Origin of the sequence: Cohnella caldifontis (genome assembly GCF_029360585.1) — a bacterium.
In the GTDB taxonomy this organism is placed as follows: domain Bacteria; phylum Bacillota; class Bacilli; order Paenibacillales; family Paenibacillaceae; genus Cohnella; species Cohnella caldifontis.
Genome location: NZ_JAQZSJ010000017.1, coordinates 80,657 through 97,970, shown reverse-complemented (window position 1 = coordinate 97,970; position 17,314 = coordinate 80,657). Strand labels below are relative to the sequence as shown.

The 17,314-nt window shown below is 54.6% G+C and carries 14 protein-coding genes and 1 pseudogene; 11 read left to right on the top strand and 4 right to left on the bottom strand.

Features of this window, described 5'->3' with window-relative positions; genetic code table 11:
- Positions 1 to 8: 8 nt before the first annotated feature.
- Entirely contained in the window at positions 9 to 554 is a 546-nt protein-coding gene (locus PTZ19_RS19980) for a helix-turn-helix domain-containing protein (protein ID WP_276356996.1), read from the bottom strand.
- 134 nt (positions 555 to 688) lie between these two features.
- Here PTZ19_RS19980 and PTZ19_RS19975 point away from each other — a divergent pair, with 134 nt between their 5' ends.
- From PTZ19_RS19975 to PTZ19_RS19955, 5 genes and pseudogenes are all read left to right on the top strand, one after another.
- Positions 689 to 1,204, top strand: a complete 516-nt coding sequence (locus PTZ19_RS19975; RefSeq protein ID WP_276356995.1) for a GrpB family protein — start codon at positions 689 to 691, stop codon at positions 1,202 to 1,204.
- Positions 1,205 to 1,283: 79 nt separating this feature from the next.
- Positions 1,284 to 1,742, top strand: a pseudogene (locus PTZ19_RS19970) (carbohydrate ABC transporter permease); the annotation flags it as partial.
- Between the two features lie 404 nt (positions 1,743 to 2,146).
- Positions 2,147 to 3,001 (top strand): ABC transporter ATP-binding protein, encoded by an 855-nt coding sequence (locus PTZ19_RS19965; RefSeq protein WP_276356992.1) that lies wholly within the window; start codon positions 2,147 to 2,149, stop codon positions 2,999 to 3,001.
- The gene (locus PTZ19_RS19960; RefSeq protein ID WP_276356990.1) at positions 2,994 to 3,650 is read left to right on the top strand and encodes an ABC-2 transporter permease; all 657 of its coding nucleotides are present in this window, start codon (positions 2,994 to 2,996) and stop codon (positions 3,648 to 3,650) included. Before PTZ19_RS19965 ends, PTZ19_RS19960 begins: the two co-directional genes overlap by 8 nt.
- Positions 3,647 to 4,021 carry a GntR family transcriptional regulator gene (locus PTZ19_RS19955; RefSeq protein ID WP_276356988.1) on the top strand — a complete coding sequence of 125 codons (375 nt, stop codon included), beginning with the start codon at positions 3,647 to 3,649 and terminating at the stop codon, positions 4,019 to 4,021. Before PTZ19_RS19960 ends, PTZ19_RS19955 begins: the two co-directional genes overlap by 4 nt.
- Before the next feature lie 61 nt (positions 4,022 to 4,082).
- Here the strand turns inward: PTZ19_RS19955 and PTZ19_RS19950 are convergent, their stop codons facing one another.
- From PTZ19_RS19950 to PTZ19_RS19940, 3 genes are all read right to left on the bottom strand, one after another.
- On the bottom strand, positions 4,083 to 4,937 hold the full coding sequence (locus PTZ19_RS19950) for a carbohydrate ABC transporter permease (RefSeq protein WP_276356986.1): 855 nt from the start codon (positions 4,935 to 4,937) through the stop codon (positions 4,083 to 4,085).
- 3 nt (positions 4,938 to 4,940) lie between these two features.
- Positions 4,941 to 5,909: a carbohydrate ABC transporter permease gene (locus PTZ19_RS19945; RefSeq protein ID WP_276356982.1), complete on the bottom strand. Its 969-nt coding sequence runs from the start codon at positions 5,907 to 5,909 to the stop codon at positions 4,941 to 4,943.
- Between the two features lie 64 nt (positions 5,910 to 5,973).
- Positions 5,974 to 7,386 (bottom strand): ABC transporter substrate-binding protein, encoded by a 1,413-nt coding sequence (locus PTZ19_RS19940; RefSeq protein ID WP_276356978.1) that lies wholly within the window; start codon positions 7,384 to 7,386, stop codon positions 5,974 to 5,976.
- A gap of 217 nt (positions 7,387 to 7,603) precedes the next feature.
- Between PTZ19_RS19940 and PTZ19_RS19935 the strand changes: the two genes are divergently transcribed.
- The 6 genes from PTZ19_RS19935 to PTZ19_RS19910 all read left to right on the top strand — a co-directional run bounded on the left by PTZ19_RS19935 (position 7,604) and on the right by PTZ19_RS19910 (position 17,260).
- On the top strand, positions 7,604 to 8,956 hold the full coding sequence (locus tag PTZ19_RS19935) for an MATE family efflux transporter (RefSeq protein ID WP_276356977.1): 1,353 nt from the start codon (positions 7,604 to 7,606) through the stop codon (positions 8,954 to 8,956).
- A gap of 56 nt (positions 8,957 to 9,012) precedes the next feature.
- Positions 9,013 to 9,612 (top strand): P-loop nucleotide/nucleoside kinase family protein, encoded by a 600-nt coding sequence (locus tag PTZ19_RS19930; RefSeq protein WP_276356976.1) that lies wholly within the window; start codon positions 9,013 to 9,015, stop codon positions 9,610 to 9,612.
- Positions 9,613 to 9,788: 176 nt separating this feature from the next.
- Positions 9,789 to 9,944, top strand: coding sequence for a hypothetical protein (locus tag PTZ19_RS19925; RefSeq protein WP_276356975.1), 156 nt, complete (start codon positions 9,789 to 9,791; stop codon positions 9,942 to 9,944).
- Between the two features lie 2,504 nt (positions 9,945 to 12,448).
- A complete protein-coding gene (locus PTZ19_RS19920; RefSeq protein ID WP_276356974.1) occupies positions 12,449 to 14,206 on the top strand; it encodes a cache domain-containing sensor histidine kinase in 1,758 nt (585 codons plus the stop codon).
- A complete protein-coding gene (locus PTZ19_RS19915; protein ID WP_276356973.1) occupies positions 14,181 to 15,779 on the top strand; it encodes a response regulator in 1,599 nt (532 codons plus the stop codon). The genes PTZ19_RS19920 and PTZ19_RS19915 overlap by 26 nt, the downstream gene beginning before the upstream one ends.
- A 137-nt stretch (positions 15,780 to 15,916) precedes the next feature.
- Positions 15,917 to 17,260: an extracellular solute-binding protein gene (locus PTZ19_RS19910; RefSeq protein ID WP_276356972.1), complete on the top strand. Its 1,344-nt coding sequence runs from the start codon at positions 15,917 to 15,919 to the stop codon at positions 17,258 to 17,260.
- Positions 17,261 to 17,314: the final 54 nt, after the last annotated feature.

Here is a 17,314-nt window from a genome sequence, read left to right as displayed (position 1 = left end):
TGGACCTCCTACAAGTAAGAATGTGTCGCGATCAATAGGATGCGGGTTTCGCCATCGGATGCGTTGACGACTTGGTGAGGCATTTTGGCTTCGTAATAGAGGGAATCCCCTTGATGGGCGACGTACGGCTCCTCGCCGAGCAGCAGGCGGATTTTCCCTTTCAATACGTAGATGAACGTCTCGGCCAGCGAAGGCTCGAATCTCTTGAATTCGCCGGACGCGGCCAGCGTAATCAGGACGGGCTCCATCTCTTTCTCGTTGGAGGTCGGAATGAGCCATCGGAGGCTGTACTTCTTGTCGTCGTCCGAATAAACATTCGTTTGCTCGCCGGCAGGGTAGACGATCTTGGGTTCGCCCATCCCGTCGTCGAAAAACTCTTTAGGCGTCGTGCCCAACACTTCCAGGATGGAAAACAAGGTTTCGATCGAGGGAGAGTTCAAGTCGCGTTCCAATTGCGAAATGTAGCCCTTCGTCAGATTGGTTCTCTCGCCGAGTTCCTCCTGGGTGAGCCCTTTCCGCAACCGCAGCGCTTTGATTTTAGAACCGATTTCCATGGGAACCTCTCATTCTCTTTACGTATGGTAAACCTGAAGTTTCGAAAGTTTACTATTAGTCGCACAAACGGTTTACTATAATAAACGATATTATTATACGACATTCGACATCATCTTCAAGGGGGGAGTTAAGGATGGAATTGGATGAGAGGATTCGCGTCGTTCCTTACGATGAGGAATGGACGACGTTATTTCAGGAGGAGAAAGGCCATCTGTTGAAAGTTTTCGGTGACGATGCGGTCGATATTCAGCATTTTGGCAGTACGTCGGTACCGGGAATGTGGGCCAAACCGATTATTGACGTCTTGATCGGCGTGAGGTCGCTGGAGTTGAACGGCTCCATAACGAACGGACTCATCCGACTCGGCTATGAAGGGTTCGGAGAAGCCGGCGTAAAGGGAAGATTGTATTTTCGTAAACGCCGGGAACATGCCTATAATCTTGCGGTCGTCATCTGGAACGGGGAGCAATGGGTCAACAACCTGCTCATCCGGGATTACCTAAGGAATAACCCGGATATAGCCAGCCAATACGGCGAAAGAAAGTTGGGCGCCATTCGCAAAGGCCATACGACGCTGCTCTCTTATTCGGACGACAAAGCGGATTACGTGCACCGATTACTGGTACAAGCGAAGGAAAGCATGGAATAGGGGAGAGAGAACCGCTTATACGTGCCGAATGCCTCAAGACTTTATGCGGCGAAATGTATCCTTGCACGACCGAGGTTACTGGGCGCTCGTGCTGGGCGGCGGCGTGCCGATTTTCAACGTCATCCTGATCATGAATTTCTTCCGCAACCTGCCGAAGGATCTCCACGAAGCGTCGATCGTGGACGGTGCCGGTCCGTGGTCCATTTTGTTCCGGGTGTATATTCCGTGCTCGATCCCCGTGCTGGCGGCCGTAGCGCTGTTCATCAGCGTGTACCACTGGAACGAGTTTTTCAACGGCTTGGTGCTGATGAACACGTCCGACAAATATCCTTTGCAGACGTACATTCAACAGCTGGTCGTCAACATTCCGGTCGGCACGAACCTTACCCCGGAGCAGTACAAGAAGCTGTCCGAGCTGTCCAACCGGACGCTCAACGCCGCCAAAGTGTTCATCGCCATGGTCCCGATGCTGGCCGTTTACCCGTTCCTGCAAAAATATTTCGTCTCCGGCATCATGCTGGGCGCGGTAAAGGAGTAGCGGGGGAACGCCAGCCTCGCGCGATCCCCGTACGAAGACGTCGGCCTCACGAGGCCGGCGTTTTTTCGTTCTGCGATGATGCGCTCCCCGGGTTTGACTTTGCATGCCGAATCGTTACCGGGCTGATCAGGATCAGCGTTGCGCTCTAGGTTTCCCTTGATTGTTAGGGTCGTTCGATCGCGACGGGCTGTTCTGGGGGTTGTTTTTATCGGGTTTGGTTTTCGTGCTCACTTTATCTTTCACCTCCTAAGTTATCCATAAAGAGTATTTCTCCGAACCGATATCCTTATGAGCGATAAACTTTGCTCGCAAAAAGCAGGGCGATGGTAACGATTGACAGCTAATATTCATCGTGTTATATTGTGCATACACGACATACACAATTTTTTTAAAGGAGGTTCGATATGCTGGCTTTAGACGTTAGGAATTTGAATAAAAAGTATGAAAAATTTCAGCTCAAGGATGTATCGCTTCAATTGGAAAAGGGCTATATCATGGGTTTTATCGGCGCCAACGGGGCGGGCAAAACCACCACGATCAAGTCGATTTTGAACATGGTTCATATCGATGGCGGCGAGGTTTATGTTCTGGGCAAGAACATGGCCGATCACGAGCTTGAACTGAAGCAAGGGATCGGATACGCCTTAGGCGGCATCGATTTCTATACTCGGAGCAAAGTGAAGACGTTGACCGGCGTGATCAAGAAGTTCTATGCGCATTGGGATGATGCCGCCTATTCCGACTACCTGCGAAGATTCAAATTGGATGAAAACAAAAAAATCGCCGAATTGTCGATCGGGATGAAGGTCAAATACAGCCTTGCCTTGGCTTTATCCCATGGGGCGAAGCTTCTCATCCTCGACGAACCGACAAGCGGGCTGGATCCGGTGGCCCGGGACGATTTGCTGGAGATTTTCCAACAGCTTGTCTCAGACGGCGAAATCAGCATCCTTTTCTCGACCCATATTACCTCCGACCTGGAGAAGTGCGCGGATTTCATCACTTTTATCGAAAACGGGCAAATCGTGCGAAGCGCCGAGAAAGAAGAGTTCAAGGAATCGTATCTCCTGCTGAACGGTACCGCAAGCCAATTGAACGAGGTAAAGGAGCGGTTGATTTCCTATAAAACGAATTCATTCGGCTTCACGGGATTGATCCATGCGGGCGATTACGATCCTTCTTCCGGCATCCAGACGGCTACGCCGAATCTAGAGGAGATCATGATTTACTTCGCGAAGAAGGAGGATTTGCATGTATAACCTGGTCATCAAGGATTTGAAATTGAGCATCCATTTCATGTTTCTGGTCATGCCTTTTCTGTTCGGGGCTTTAATGCTCGTTCCCGGTTGGATCTATTTTATCGTCCCTTTGTATTTTTGTTGGATCACGGTACCGAATGTATTCGGCCAGTTGAGGGTGAATAACGACTTGATGATGACCTCCATGATGCCCGTCACGAAACAAGACATCGTTAAAGCAAGAATAACCGTGATCGCCGGCCTTGAATTGTTGCATATCGTGGCCGCCATGATCTTCGGTTTGATCACGATTCGCTTGTACCCGGATCTGACCTACTATTTCTACCCGCCTAACATGGGCTTCTGGGGATTGTGTTTTGTCATGATGGCGATCTTCAACCTTGTCTTTATCCCTATGTATTACAGGACGGCCTACAAATTCGGCGGGGCGACGATCGCGGCCATCGCGGCCGCCATGCTGTTCGCCGGAATCGCCCAGTGGCTCGGAATCCAGAGTCCGTTGATGTCCGACCTTTTCTACGGGACAGACGTCCAGCATAGGGTATGGCAGACTTTCATCCTGATCGCGGGAATCGTGATCTTCGTCGGATTTGCCATCATCGCTTATCGAATGGCGATCAAACGATTCCTCAAAGTGGAAATCCAATGAACATCGCGATTTCAAGCACATCCGAAAAACCGATTTATCAGCAGCTCTTCGAGCAGATCAGCGCCCAGATTCTGAAAGGCGAACTCGAAACCGGTTACTGTCTGCCGCCGATCCGGCAAGCGGCACAGGAGCTACGCATCAGCGTCATCACCGTCAAGAAAGCTTGGGAGGATCTGGAGCGTCGCGGCTTGATCCATACCATCACGGGGAAAGGTTGTTTCGTAGCCGATTTATCACCGGATCAGAGGCTGCAAATACGAAACGAAATGATCCTGAAGCAAATGGCCGGCGACGCTTCCTACTACAAATCCTTTGGTCTCACCATAGAAGAAGCGATCGAGCTTTTGAAAAAGGTGTATCCGAATGAGTAAGAGAAGAGGCCATCCGTCATGGATGGCCCCTTGCGTATTCGTTGAATCGTGCCTTGAACCGTTACTCTTTCACTCCGCCGAGCGCCACGCCCGCGATGATGTACCGCGACAGCAGGAAGTAAATCACGAACAGCGGCAGCACGGTCAGCGACAAGCCCAGGTAAATCGAGCCGAACTCCGTTCGGTAAGCGTCGCCGCGCAGCAAGCTGACCATGATCGGCAGCGTATACTTGCTCTTGTCCGTTAGCAGAATCAGCGGCAGGAACAGGTTGTTCCAGGTGGACACGAAGATGAAGATGGCTTGCGTCGCGAGCGCAGGCATCATCATCGGCAGGATGATGCGGTTGAAAGTGGCGTATTCGCCCGATCCGTCGATACGTGCCGCCTCCACGATCTCCATCGACAGCGTGGCGAGCAGGTATTGCCGCATGAAGAACACGACGGCCGGCGCTGCGATCGCGGGCAGAATCAGCGGCAGGAAGCTGTTCGTCCAATGCAACTTGTACATGAACTGATAAAAACCGATAGAGCTGGCTTGCGCGGGAATCATCATGACGCACATGATGAACGTGAAGAAAGGCTGGCGCATTTTCCAGTTGTACGCCATGAGCCCGTACGCGGTCAGTGAAGAAAAATAAATGGCGCATAGGGTCGCTCCGGCGGAGACAATGAACGAGTTCAGTAGCCCTTTGAAGGGGGAGAAGGTTTTGCCCACCAGGACGTCCCAGTTCGTCGATAGATGTACCGACGGAATGAGCGAGAGACCGCTTTGGATTTCCGGCGTGGAACGCGTGGCGTTGACGAACATGATCAAAAACGGCATGATGCTGAGCAGGGCTAGTACGATGCAGACGACATAAATCACCGTCTTGTTGAATCCCCGGGAGACGTTGCTGCTTGTCTTGATGTTCGCCATGCGTTACGCCCCCCTTGCCGCTGCCCGCGCAGCTTTTTTGATCTTCTTTTCTTGTTTCTTGAGTTTCGCCGCATAACGATCGCGCATCAAGTAGAAGACGATAGCGGACAACACCGCTGCGATCACGAACATGATCATGCTTGCAGCCGCCGCGCGATTATACATATAGCTGCCTCTGAACGCTTGCTGATAAATGAAGACGGACGTGGTAAGCGTCGCGTTGTCCGGTCCGCCCCCGTTTCTCGTGATGAGCTGCGGAATATCGAACATTTGCAGACCGCCGATCATCGAGGTGATGAGCGTGAACAGCATGATCGTGCGAAGATTCGGCAACGTGATGCGGAAGAAGGTTTGCGTCCCGTTCGCGCCGTCGATCTGCGCGGACTCGAATAGATCGGGGCTGATGCCCATCACGCCCGCGATCAGGACGATCATGGTGTTGCCGTACCACATCCAGAACTGGATGAACGCCACGATGCCCCGCGTGGTTGTCTTGTCCTGAAGGAAGTCGAACGGCTGCCAACCCATCATTTCGAACAGACTGTTTATAGGCCCCATAGGGTAGGCGAACAAGGAGCTGAAAAGCACGGCGATCGAACTCGCCGTGATGATATTCGGCATGTAAAGTAAAATTTTGAACGCGCCTTGTCCCCGAATTTTGAGGCGCCTGTTGGTGAACCAAGCGGTAAGCAAGAGCGCGAGGACGATCTGCGGGATGAAGTTCCAAATCCAGAGCAAAAACGTATTGGACAGAGATGTTTTAAACGAAGGATTATCGAAAATCAAGTCTTTGAAGTTCTGGAACGGGTTATCCAAAATATGAATCGATTTCGGGATAACTCCCTTCATATCCGTGAACCCGATGGCTGCTGTATACACAGTGGGATACAGCGAGAAAACCAGGAACGCGAGTATGAAGGGAAGACAGAAGATGTAGCCGTATTTGGAATAGCTGACGCCTTTGCTGCGCATGATTCTCACCCCATGAATTGATATAAAGGGGCGGGAAAGATCACCCGCCCCTTTCGGCGTCTTCTTATTCGCTATCGATACCGAGCTGGTCTTTGACTTGCGATTTGAAGTCCGCGATCGCTTGGTCACGGCTCTTGTTGCCCGCTGTGTATTCGCGTACTTGAGCGCGCCAGATTTGGTTGATCGTTTCGTCGTACTGGGTCAGGTTTTTGCCCGTAGCGTTGGCGTTAGCCGGAACGAACACGTCGAACATGTTCTGGCCGCCGAGCAGCGGGACTTCGCCGTTCGATTTCTGCATGACGACGGAGGAAGCGACGCTGTCCTTCGTGCCTGGCTCGCCGGCTTTCATCGTGCCGTTCGCCCAGAAATACTGGAGACCCGTGTCGGAAGTGTCGAGCGTTACCCACTTGATGAAGTCGGCAACGGCTTGTTTCTTGGCGTCGTCTTTCTCGACGTTCTTGTTGGCGAGCAGCCAGGTGCCGCCCCAGAAGAAGCCGGTCGGCGGTTCGGTGACGGCCCAGTCGCCGTTCGTGTCTTTCACTTGGCCGTTCATGACGTAGTTGATGAGCCATGCCGGGCCGAAGAATCCGAAGATCGGCTGCTTGCCGGTGCCGGACATGTCGGCGTACCAAGCTTCCGTCCAGTCTTGCGTGTCGTTATGGAAGCCGTTGTCTTTCAGCTTCTTCGAGAGATCCAGGAACTGTTCGCGCTTCGGATCGATATGCAGCTTGCCGTCTACGATCCAGCCTTTGTCGGAGCTGTTCTCGATCGGGTGCCAAATATCGCCGTCGCCGGACACGATGCCGTAGCCTTTCGCTTTCAGCTTCGCGGCTGCTTCGAAGAACTTATCCCATCCGGGACCGACTTCGTTCTTGATGGTCGCGGGATCGTCCGTGCCGAACACGTCTTTGGCGATCGAGCGGCGATAGATGAAGGCGCCGCCGGTGGCTTGGTAGCCGAGGGCTTTCAGCGAGCCTTCTTTGGAGCCGATGTCGACCGAGTATTGGGCGATGCCGGCGTCCTGTACCATTTGGTCGGTCAGGCCCAGGTCGGCGTAATTCGCCGCGTAGTCGGATGCGTCGCCTTGCGAGTACTTGAGGACGAACGCCGCCTCGGCCGCGTAGATGTCCGGAGCGTCCTTGCCGCCGCCGGCAAGCGCTTGGTCGAGCGCCGGCTGATAAGCGCCGTCCGTGGTCGGGATGATCGTCGTTTTGAATTCTACGTTCGCGTCCGGATGAGTCTCCTTATATTTCACCGTCATGTTCGGAATCTCATCCGTGAACGACCAAAGATTGATGGTGACTTTGGCGCCCGAGTTGCCGCCCGAGCTGGTGCTCGCGCTGCTGCTCGCGGCAGGCGAGGAGCTGGCTCCGGCATCGCCGCTCGAGCTGGCGTTGTCCGATTTTCCGCTGCCGCAGGCGGCGAGTACGGAAGACATCATAAGTACTGCAGAAATTCCCGCAAAAGTCCGTTTCATTTCTGAACCTCCCTTTTTTGTAAACGCAATCATAATTATAGAAGTGGAAATGTAAGCGCATAAGGTAACGGCCATTAGGTATTATTCCACTTTTTTTGGGTCTTTCGAAAGAAGCGCGAAGTCCGGAGAAAAACGTTTTCCCCGGCGGTCCGTTGACAGAGCGGCACCGATCTTCCACAATGGGGAGAAATCCAGACAGCAAAGGAATTATTCGCATATGAAAGATTTATTGGGGAAATGGAAGCGGATCGCGCTGCTCGGGCTGCCGTCCTTGTTCGCGTTTGCCACGCAGACGGTGACGGGCACGATTCTGCTCATCATGGTCGGCGATCTGGGGTTCCTGATCATCGCCGTAGTCGGCGTTTCGAACATCATCATGTATAACGCGTTCGCGTTGTTCTCCGGCATCGGCCATACGGTCAATTATTTGGTCGCGCAAAACTACGGATCGAACGACATGGACAAAGGGCTTAGGCGCATGTACGCGGCTCTGCTGATGAGCTTGGGGGTAGGGGCGTTCATCGCGTTGGCCGGGTGGCTGGCCAGCTCCTCGATCCTTAAACTGACGGGGGCGTCGTCGGAACTGATCGGCACCGGGGCGGATTATTTGGAGCTCCGGTTCTACGCGCAGGCATTCGGCATTATCAGCTTCGTGTTTCACGGGTTCTTCCGCGGCGTCGGGGATACCCGGATTTCGATGATCGTGTCGATCATCGGCAACGTGCTCATGCTTGTACTGACATATGGCTTGGCGTACGGGCACTGGGGATTGCCGAAGCTGGGCCTCATGGGCGCGGGCTACGCGTTCCTGATCGGGGAAGCCGTTCAATTGTTGGCGTGCCTGCTCGTTTTCTGGGGACTGATGCATCGGAAATTCGGCACCCGCCGGCTGCCGGGGCGGGTGGTCTCGGAGATGCGGCTGATCTTCCAGGAAAGCGGCAAGCTCGGCATCATGGAATTTTCGATGAGCGTGTCCATGTACGTCTTCACGATGTTCGTCGCCCGGCTCGGCGATCGGGCGCTGGCCGCGAACGAAGTCGCTCTCAATATCATGTCGTTCGGATTCATGCCGGCGTTCGCGTTCGGATCGACCGCGACGATCCTGGTCGGGCAGGAGATCGGGCGGGGGCAGCCCCGGCTGGCCCGCAGGGCGGGAACCGACGCGGCCATTCTGGGTACGATTTTCCTTCTGTTGCTCGGAACGGCGGAGCTGATCTGGTCGGTCCCCATCGCGCGATTGTACACGGACGATAAGGAAGTGTACGAACTGGCCGCACATTTGATCATGATCTCCGCCTATTTGCAGCTGTTCGACGGGTTCTTCAATTTTTACGCGGGCGGGCTGCGGGGGACGGGGGATACGACGTTCCTCATGCGGGCTTCGATGGTACTGAACTTGCTGTACTTCATTCCGGCGACTTACCTGTTCGTATCCGTCCTGGACTGGGGCAGCGTCGGGGCTTGGCTGGCGCTGTATTCGTTCCTGATGCTGCTGGGCTTGACCGTCATGATCCGATATTATCGGACCGATTGGAACTCGGTGACGATTAAGGAATCCGCCCACGCTTAGCGATCGTGCGAACGTGAAATAACCGAGGGGAAAACGACGGCGGGGAGGTAGGGTCAATGCGGGGGAAACTGGTTTTCTTCGTCGGAGGAGCGGGAGCGGGGAAAACGACGTTGGCCAAAGCGCTCGCCGGCAGAAGGGGCGCGGCCTTGTTCGACATGGATACGCTGTCGCGCCCCGCGTCGGAAGCGATCATGACGTTGTCCGGACTCGATCCGGCCGACCGGGATTCGCCCGTATACAAGTCCCTATGCCGGGACTTAGGTTACCGCCTGACGATGGACGCGGCGCTGGAGAACGTGGACATCGGAACGGACGCCATCGTCGTCGGCCCATTTACCCGGGAGATCTGGGACCCCGGCTGGCTGGAGTCGGAGTTGTCGCGCATCGGCGCCTCCGCGCGGGACGTGGACGTGAAGGCGGTGGTGGTGACGCTGAAGGACGCCGACGCGTACCTCGAACGCATCCGGGATCGGGGCTCCGCGCTGGATGCGTGGAAGCTGGAGCATTGGGACGAATTCAGCCGTTCGCTCCTCGCGGACCGGGAAGTGAAGTGGAATCTTCCGGACGGCTCTGTCTTGTATTTCGATAACAGCGGACCGCTAACCGACGGGAAGATCGAGCAGTTGGAGCGTTTCGTCTACGGGACGGGATCGTGATGTCCGTCAACCGTGCGGACTACAAGGGAATCCCCCGAAGCTTGAGACTGATAGTCGCCATGCCGTTCCGGTGACAAATGTCATCCCCGATTCCTGATATTCGATACTGATCCGGCCCCCTCGGTCCCCGTTACAATAAAGACATCACAAGGAACGAGAAAAGGAGAGGTTCGGATATGGCAGGAATCGTTATGGGAGCATGCGTACTGTTGGGCGGAAGCATCGGAGGGCTGTTCGGTTACCACGCAGTCGGGTATGAAATCGGCGCAGCGGCAGGCTTGTTGGCGATGGGTTACTTGAACTGGAAAAGAAGATATTCCGCCGCCTCTTGATTGCCGCACAGACAGAACGAAGCCAGGCCGTCGAGGCCTGGCTTTCTTAACCTATCGGAATTTATAACTTTTCGGTGATGTCGAGGCCTGGCTTTTTTAACCTATCGGAATTTATAACTTTTCGGGGATGTCGAGGCCTGGCTTTTTTAACCTATCGGAATTTATAACTTTTCGGGGATGTCGAGGCCTGGCTTTTTTAACCTATCGGAATTTATAACTTTTCGGTGATGTCGAGGCCTGGCTTTTNGTTCGGTTACCACGCAGTCGGGTATGAAATCGGCGCAGCGGCAGGCTTGTTGGCGATGGGTTACTTGAACTGGAAAAGAAGATATTCCGCCGCCTCTTGATTGCCGCACAGACAGAACGAAGCCAGGCCGTCGAGGCCTGGCTTTCTTAACCTATCGGAATTTATAACTTTTCGGTGATGTCGAGGCCTGGCTTTTTTAACCTATCGGAATTTATAACTTTTCGGTGATGTCGAGGCCTGGCTGTCTTAACCGATCAGAACTTATAACTATTCGGGGTGAAGTCATGCTCCATTCCTTTCTTAGAGCGACCGCCGCCGGCTGCCCCATTCGCTGAGGGGGTAAGGCTAACGGACACAGCGGACGCTATCTGGGGCGCTTCTCGGCAAAGCGCATTGTAACGGACACAGTTGCGCTTATTGGGTGAAAAACCCCACGTATAACCGTAAAAGGTTACGGATAAGGGCCGCTGTGTCCGTTACGATTTGAAAATGAGTGGATTTGATCCAATAGCGGCTGCTGTGTCCGTTAGAATCGGAACCCGTGACGGGGAGGATGGGGATTCGGTGAAAAACGTTACCGCATAGGCAGGAAGGCGGGATCAACCATGACCAAGAGCAGGCGGAAGTGGGATTGACTAAAGCCTGCCGCGCAAGCTTAACCCCCGCCAACACGTAGGGCAAGAGCTGATTAAGCCTGCCGCGCAAGCTTAATCCCCGCCAACGCGTGGAGGAACAGCTGATTAAGCTTGCGGCGCAAGCTTAACCCCCGCCAGCTCGAGGGGCAATCGCTGATTAAGCTTGCCGCGCAAGCTTAACCCCCGCCAACACGTAGGGCAAGAGCTGATTAAGCCTGCCGCGCAAGCTTAATCCCCGCCAACGCGTGGAGGAACAGCTGATTAAGCTTGCCGCACAAGCTTAATCCCCGCCAACACGTAGGGCAACAGCTGATTAAGCTTGCGGCGCAAGCTTAACCCCCGCCAGCTCGAGGGGCAATCGCTGATTAAGCTTGCCACGCAAGCATAACCCCATCCAACGCGAGGGCAACAGCTGATTAAGCTTGCCACGCAAGCTTAACCCTCGCCAACGCGAGGGGCAACAGCTGATTAAGCCTGCCGCGCAAGCTTAACCTCCGCCAACGTAGGGGGCAACAGCTGATTAAGCCTGCCGCGCAAGCCTAACCCCCGCCAGCTCGAGGGGCAATCGCTGATTAAGCTTGCCGCGCAAGCTTAACCCTCGCCAACGCGAGGGGCAACAGCTGATTAAGCCTGCCGCGCAAGCTTAACCTCCGCCAACGTAGGGGGCAACAGCTGATTAAGCCTGCCGCGCAAGCCTAACCCCCGCCAGCTCGAGGGGCAATCGCTGATTAAGCTTGCCGCGCAAGCTTAACCCTCGCCAACGCGAGGGGCAACAGCTGATTAAGCCTGCCGCGCAAGCTTAACCTCCGCCAACGTAGGGGGCAACAGCTGATTAAGCCTGCCGCGCAAGCCTAACCCCCGCCAGCTCGAGGGGCAATCGCTGATTAAGCTTGCCGCGCAAGCTTAACCCTCGCCAACGCGAGGGGCAACAGCTGATTAAGCCTGCCGCGCAAGCTTAACCTCCGCCAACGTAGGGGGCAACAGCTGATTAAGCCTGCCGCGCAAGCCTAACCCCCGCCAGCTCGAGGGGCAATCGCTGATTAAGCTTGCCGCGCAAGCTTAACCCTCGCCAACGCGAGGGGCAACAGCTGATTAAGCCTGCCGCGCAAGCTTAACCTCCGCCAACGTAGGGGGCAACAGCTGATTAAGCCTGCCGCGCAAGCCTAACCCCCGCCAACGCATTGAGGAACAGCTGATTAAGCTTGCCGTGCAAGCTTAACCCCCGCCAGCTCTAGGGGCAACCGCTGATTAAGCCTGCCGCGCAAGCTTAACCCCCCGCCCCTCTGGGCAACCGGAACCCAATGGTCATGTTCATTTGAGTACAGGATTGAGGATGTTCGTGGAAATGTTGCTGATGAGTGACTGCAGAGGCACGAAACAAAGGACCGTCAGGGACGAATTTCTCCCTGACGGTTTCTTACGCCCGGCATCCGGCGTCATCTCGGCGCGGCAAAGGATCGGCCTGCCGGGGGGGGGGGGGGGGAGACGGCCTTCCGAGTGCCGCAGGTGCAGAAAACACTTGCTTTAGAAGGATGCCCCCATTAGGATAGGAAGCATCGACTAAGCCCGTTCAGCGGCACGGATGCAGACCGGAGGGGGGATGACCGATCCGTACCCAAAGAATGTTCAGCCTCAGGTACAAAATCCTGATTTTCTCCTTGCTCATGACGCTCGTCCCCATACTCGTCGTCGGCAGCTTTTCCTACGTGCGTTCCACGAACATCGTGCAGGACCAGACGAGCAAATTGAACATGGAGACGCTCAAACAGATCGCCAACAATTTGGAATTCATCATCAACGACGTGCGGGGAATATCGTTCAACATGATCAACAACCACAAGCTGAACGAATATTTCAAAGCGTTGAACCGGGGGGAGATGGTGCAAAACGACCCCTCGATCCAAACGTTCCTTGGGGATTACATTCTAACCAAACGGTATGTTTATTCCATCTATATCCAGGATCTCTCCGGCGGAGGCATGGATACCCAAGGGGCCCGCAACGTATTGGACGACGACCGTCTAGCCGAACTGAGGCGCTTGAACGGAAGGGAAATGTGGTCGCTCAGCGACGTTTACGTCGGGACTACGGATCTGAAAGTGATTTCGTTGTTCCGCTCGATTCGGGACATCAACCAAATCGATCGGGTGCTGGGTTATATGAAAATCAATTTGACCGGAGCCCAAATCCGCGGAATCTATGACAGGCAAATCAACAATGAACAAGGCATGTTTTATATCATTGACGGAGACCGGACGATTCTGTCCACCCATTCGGATGCCTTGGTGGGACGCAAGCTGGAAGAACGGTACGTGCAACCGCGCGTGTTCGAATCCAAGGAAGGTTACTATAACGCGAATATCGAAGGAAACGACTATTTGGTCGAATTTTATACCCTGGACCAAATCGGTTGGAAACTGATCAATTACGTCCCGATCCACTCCATCACCCGGCCGAGCGAGGAAATCAAGCAAGTCACTTTTCTGTCCGTCTGCCTGAGCTTGGTGATCTGTTTCCTGTTCCTCATGTATTTCCTGTTCAAGGTATTGAAACCGCTCAAACAAATCCGGCGGCTCATGGGCAGCCTGGAGAAGGAAAACTTCAACGTGAACATGCAAGTGCAGGGCAACGACGAGATCGCGCTATTGGCCGCCAGCTTCAACAAGATGTCCCGAAGACTGGACGAATTGATCAATGAGGTTCACGTCGTGAAGATCAAACAGAAAGAAGCCGAAATCAAAGCGCTCGAGGAGCAGATCAATCCCCACTTCCTGTATAACACGCTGGATTTGATTTATTGGGTGGGGCGGATGGAGAAAGCGTTCGAGACTTCTTCCCTGATCCAGACTTTGTCGCAGCTGTTCCGGATCGGCCTCAATAAAGGAAGCGGGTTTACGCTGGTCCGGAAGGAACTGGAGTACATCGAGCATTACATGGTGATTCAGCAAAAACGCTATGACAACGCCATTTCGTTTACCGTCGACGCGGATCCCGAAACGTTGGATTGCCAAGTCATCAAGCTGATTTTGCAGCCCCTGATCGAGAACGCCATCACGCACGGAATCGAGAAGAAGGGCGGATTCGGTCACATCGAGGTCCGCGTGTACAAGGAGGACGAAGCCGTCGTTTACGAAGTGGCCGACGACGGAGCCGGGATGGATCCCGAGATTCTCGGGTTATGGCGGGAGCAGCAAGAGAAGCAAGAGAACTACGCGCAGGGCGTGGGGCTGAGGAACATTAACGACCGCATCAAACTCAGCTTCGGCCCCGCCTACGGACTGGACATTCAAAGCGCGCCCGGTCAAGGGACGAAAGTGACGGTCAGACAGCCGTATCGGAAAGGAAGCGTGGATCATGTTCAGCATGATGATCGTGGATGACGAACCGTTGGTCCGGAAAGGCATCGCCACTTCCATCGAATGGGACGAGCACGGCATCGGAATCGCCGCCGAGGCCGGCAACGGCAAAGACGCGCTCGAGAAGCTCGCGCGGCAGAAGGTGGATTTGGTGCTCGCCGACATCCGCATGCCCGTCATGAACGGAATCGAATTGTCGGAACAAATCAAAACCTTGTATCCGGACATCTCCATCGTCCTACTGAGCGGATACGAGGATTTCGCCTACGCCAAAGCCGCTTTGCAGATCGGGGTCGATAACTATTTGCTGAAACCGGCCACCGCGGAAAGCCTGGTGTCCGTGATTACCGGGATCCGCGACAAGAAGCGGGAGGAGCAGCTCCGCCGAAGCAAGGAAATGAACCGGATCCGCATTCTGAACGAGAACTTGCCTTATATCAAGTACGCCTTCATGAACAGCCTGCTCAAAAAGGAATTAAGCCCCGAGGAAATCGAACAGAGGCTGAAAACGCTGCAAATCCCTTTAGACGGCTCGGAGTATCAGGTGGTGCTGATCAATATCGACGATTATGCGATGTTCTCCGAGAAACTGTCGCAAAAGGAGAACGAAGCGTTCAAATTCGCCGTCTTCAACATCGCCGAAGAGACGCTGCTCGCTTATTTCACCGGTTTCGTGTGTTACGGCGAACTGAATCGGTTGATCGCCCTGGTCGCGACCCGGAAAGTCCATTCCTTGTATGCGGTATGCGAGGAAATCCAGATCAGCATCAAGCGGTACTTGAAGCTGTCCGTTACCATGGGCATCGGGCTGCCTTGCGCGAGTCTGTCGGACATCCGCCGATCCTACTCGGAAGCGGACCAGGCTTTGAAAGAGAAAGTCTATCAAGGGAAAGGGAAAATTTTCCTATACTCGAAAGAGCGCCGGGCGGAAGACATGAGCGAAGAGCGAGCTTCGCCCCCCACGACCGAAGAGAGGGCGCTGGCGCAATATTTGAAGCTGATGAACGTCCCCGCGTTCCATCGGACGATCGACGAGTTTTTCGGGCGGCTCGCCTCCGGGAATCCGCCGTTCGAAGAAGTGAAAAGCGCATGCGTGCGCCTCATCGTTTTGCTGATCCAGACCTTGGAGGAAATGGGATTCCGCCCCGATCCGATATTCGGATCGCCGTTCATCCCCCACGTCGCCATCGAGCGATTCGAGGTGCTGGCCGATTTGGAAGCTTGGGTCCGCCGGTCGGCCGAAGGCATTTGCCGGATGATCGAAGAGAATCAACGCGACACCTACAAGCGAACGGTCAAGGAGGCGATCCAATATATCGAAAGCCACTACGGAGAACCGATCAGCCTGGGACAGGTGGCGGATTACGTCAAGGTCACTCCCGCGTATTTCAGCAAAATTTTCAAAGAGGAGACCGGTATCCCGTTCGTCAAATGGCTGACCCGGCTGAGAATCGAAAAGGCGAAGGCTTTGCTGCGGGAAACGCGGCTCAAGACGTATGAAATCGCGGAGAAGGTCGGGTATTACGACTACAAATATTTTTCGAACACCTTCCGCCAATACACGGGCTTCTCGCCCCGGGATTACCGGAACCGGTAAATCCGGGGTTTTTCTATATCCGTTCGCCCAGGGAATAAATTTCTCTACCTTATCGTAAAAATGCCGCCTTCTTTCAAAGCGGAGTCCCGGTAGAATGAAAAGCGTATCCAACATCCACGGTATGAGGGGGATTCAGTATGAGAAAAGCGAAAGCTTCGAAGCTCGCGTTAGGCGCGCTGATCATTGCGATGGCGGCTCTATCGGCCTGCGGAAAAGAAGAGAATGCCGGAGCGCCGCAAACCGGCGGGTCCAGCGCGGCCAGCTCCGCGCCGAAAATCAAACTCAGCATGGCGGACCGTCTTCTGGAGACGTCGACCGACGGCGCCGTCGTCGCTCGCCGTAAAATGCTCGAGGAATTCAAAGCCGAACATCCGAACGTAGAGATCACCCAAGAGTCTCTGCAGGATTCGACGTACAAAACGAAAATCAAAACGCTCGCGGCCGGCAACGACATGCCCGACGTCTTCGAACTCATCGGCTCCGACGCCCAGATGTTCCTGGACAACAAGCTGGTTCTTCCGCTTGACGACATCATGAATCAGGATCCGGAATGGAAGAACGGCTTCATTCCGAGCACCTTGAACGACTTCACGGTGAACGGGAAATTGGTGGGCGCGCCGATGCAGATGCTCTCCACCTCGCTGATTTTCTACAACAAAGCCATATTCGACAAAGTCGGAATCACGAAATTCCCGTCCACGTGGAAGGAATTCACCGACGCCGTCGAAACGCTGAAAGCGAACGGCTACACGCCGATCGCGCTGGGCAACAAGGAAAAATGGGTGGCAGAGTCCTGCATCCTGAGCGAGCTCGGAGACCGTTATACCGGCACGGACTGGTTTAACAGCATCAAGAACCGCCAAGGCGCGAAGTTCACGGATGCGCCTTTCGTAGGCGCGTTGAAAGCGCTGCAGGATCTGAGCAAGATGGGCGCGTTCAACTCCGACATGAACAGCATCGACAACAACCAGCAGCGCACGCTCTACTACAACGAGAAAGCGGCCATGTTCTTCGAGGGCGACTGGGCGATTTCCTCCTTGAACAGCGAAGCGCCGCAGAACATCAAAGACAACACGCACCTGGCGATCCTGCCTTCGGTCGAGGGCGGAGCCGGCAAGGCGAACGTCGTATCGGGCGGAGCGGCGTGGTCCTACGCGATTAACGCCAATCTGACGGGCGACAAGCTGCAAGCGGCGGTCGATCTCGTCAAGAAACTGACGGGCGTGGAAGAAGCGAACATGGCGGCCGAGAACAACGCGGTAGCCGCGACGGTTCCGACCGATTACGACAAGAGCAAAGTCGCGCCTCTGTTCAACGAGTATTTGGCCATGTTCAAGGACCTGGAAATTTCGCCGATTTACGACGCCCAATTGACGCCGGCCGTGATCGACACGATGAACAACGGTCTGCAAGACTTGCTGATCGGCGGCACCACTCCGGAACAATTAGCCAAGGACATCCAGGACGCCTACGAATCTTAAAGGTATGACTGCCGCGTTCCCTTCGGGGCTTAGAGCCTCGGAGGGAATGCGCGA

Bases quoted from the DNA above. Each gene is read 5' to 3' on its own strand.
- PTZ19_RS19920 (WP_276356974.1), top strand. From the start codon at position 12,449: ATGTTCAGCCTCAGGTACAAAATCCTGATTTTCTCCTTGCTCATGACG.
- PTZ19_RS19925 (WP_276356975.1), top strand. From the start codon at position 9,789: ATGGCAGGAATCGTTATGGGAGCATGCGTACTGTTGGGCGGAAGCATC.
- PTZ19_RS19965 (WP_276356992.1), top strand. From the start codon at position 2,147: ATGCTGGCTTTAGACGTTAGGAATTTGAATAAAAAGTATGAAAAATTT.
- PTZ19_RS19935 (WP_276356977.1), top strand. From the start codon at position 7,604: ATGAAAGATTTATTGGGGAAATGGAAGCGGATCGCGCTGCTCGGGCTG.
- PTZ19_RS19955 (WP_276356988.1), top strand. From the start codon at position 3,647: ATGAACATCGCGATTTCAAGCACATCCGAAAAACCGATTTATCAGCAG.
- PTZ19_RS19950 (WP_276356986.1), bottom strand. From the start codon at position 4,937: ATGGCGAACATCAAGACAAGCAGCAACGTCTCCCGGGGATTCAACAAG.
- PTZ19_RS19940 (WP_276356978.1), bottom strand. From the start codon at position 7,386: ATGAAACGGACTTTTGCGGGAATTTCTGCAGTACTTATGATGTCTTCC.
- PTZ19_RS19910 (WP_276356972.1), top strand. From the start codon at position 15,917: ATGAGAAAAGCGAAAGCTTCGAAGCTCGCGTTAGGCGCGCTGATCATT.
- PTZ19_RS19945 (WP_276356982.1), bottom strand. From the start codon at position 5,909: ATGCGCAGCAAAGGCGTCAGCTATTCCAAATACGGCTACATCTTCTGT.
- PTZ19_RS19960 (WP_276356990.1), top strand. From the start codon at position 2,994: ATGTATAACCTGGTCATCAAGGATTTGAAATTGAGCATCCATTTCATG.
- PTZ19_RS19930 (WP_276356976.1), top strand. From the start codon at position 9,013: ATGCGGGGGAAACTGGTTTTCTTCGTCGGAGGAGCGGGAGCGGGGAAA.
- PTZ19_RS19980 (WP_276356996.1), bottom strand. From the start codon at position 554: ATGGAAATCGGTTCTAAAATCAAAGCGCTGCGGTTGCGGAAAGGGCTC.
- PTZ19_RS19975 (WP_276356995.1), top strand. From the start codon at position 689: ATGGAATTGGATGAGAGGATTCGCGTCGTTCCTTACGATGAGGAATGG.
- PTZ19_RS19915 (WP_276356973.1), top strand. From the start codon at position 14,181: ATGTTCAGCATGATGATCGTGGATGACGAACCGTTGGTCCGGAAAGGC.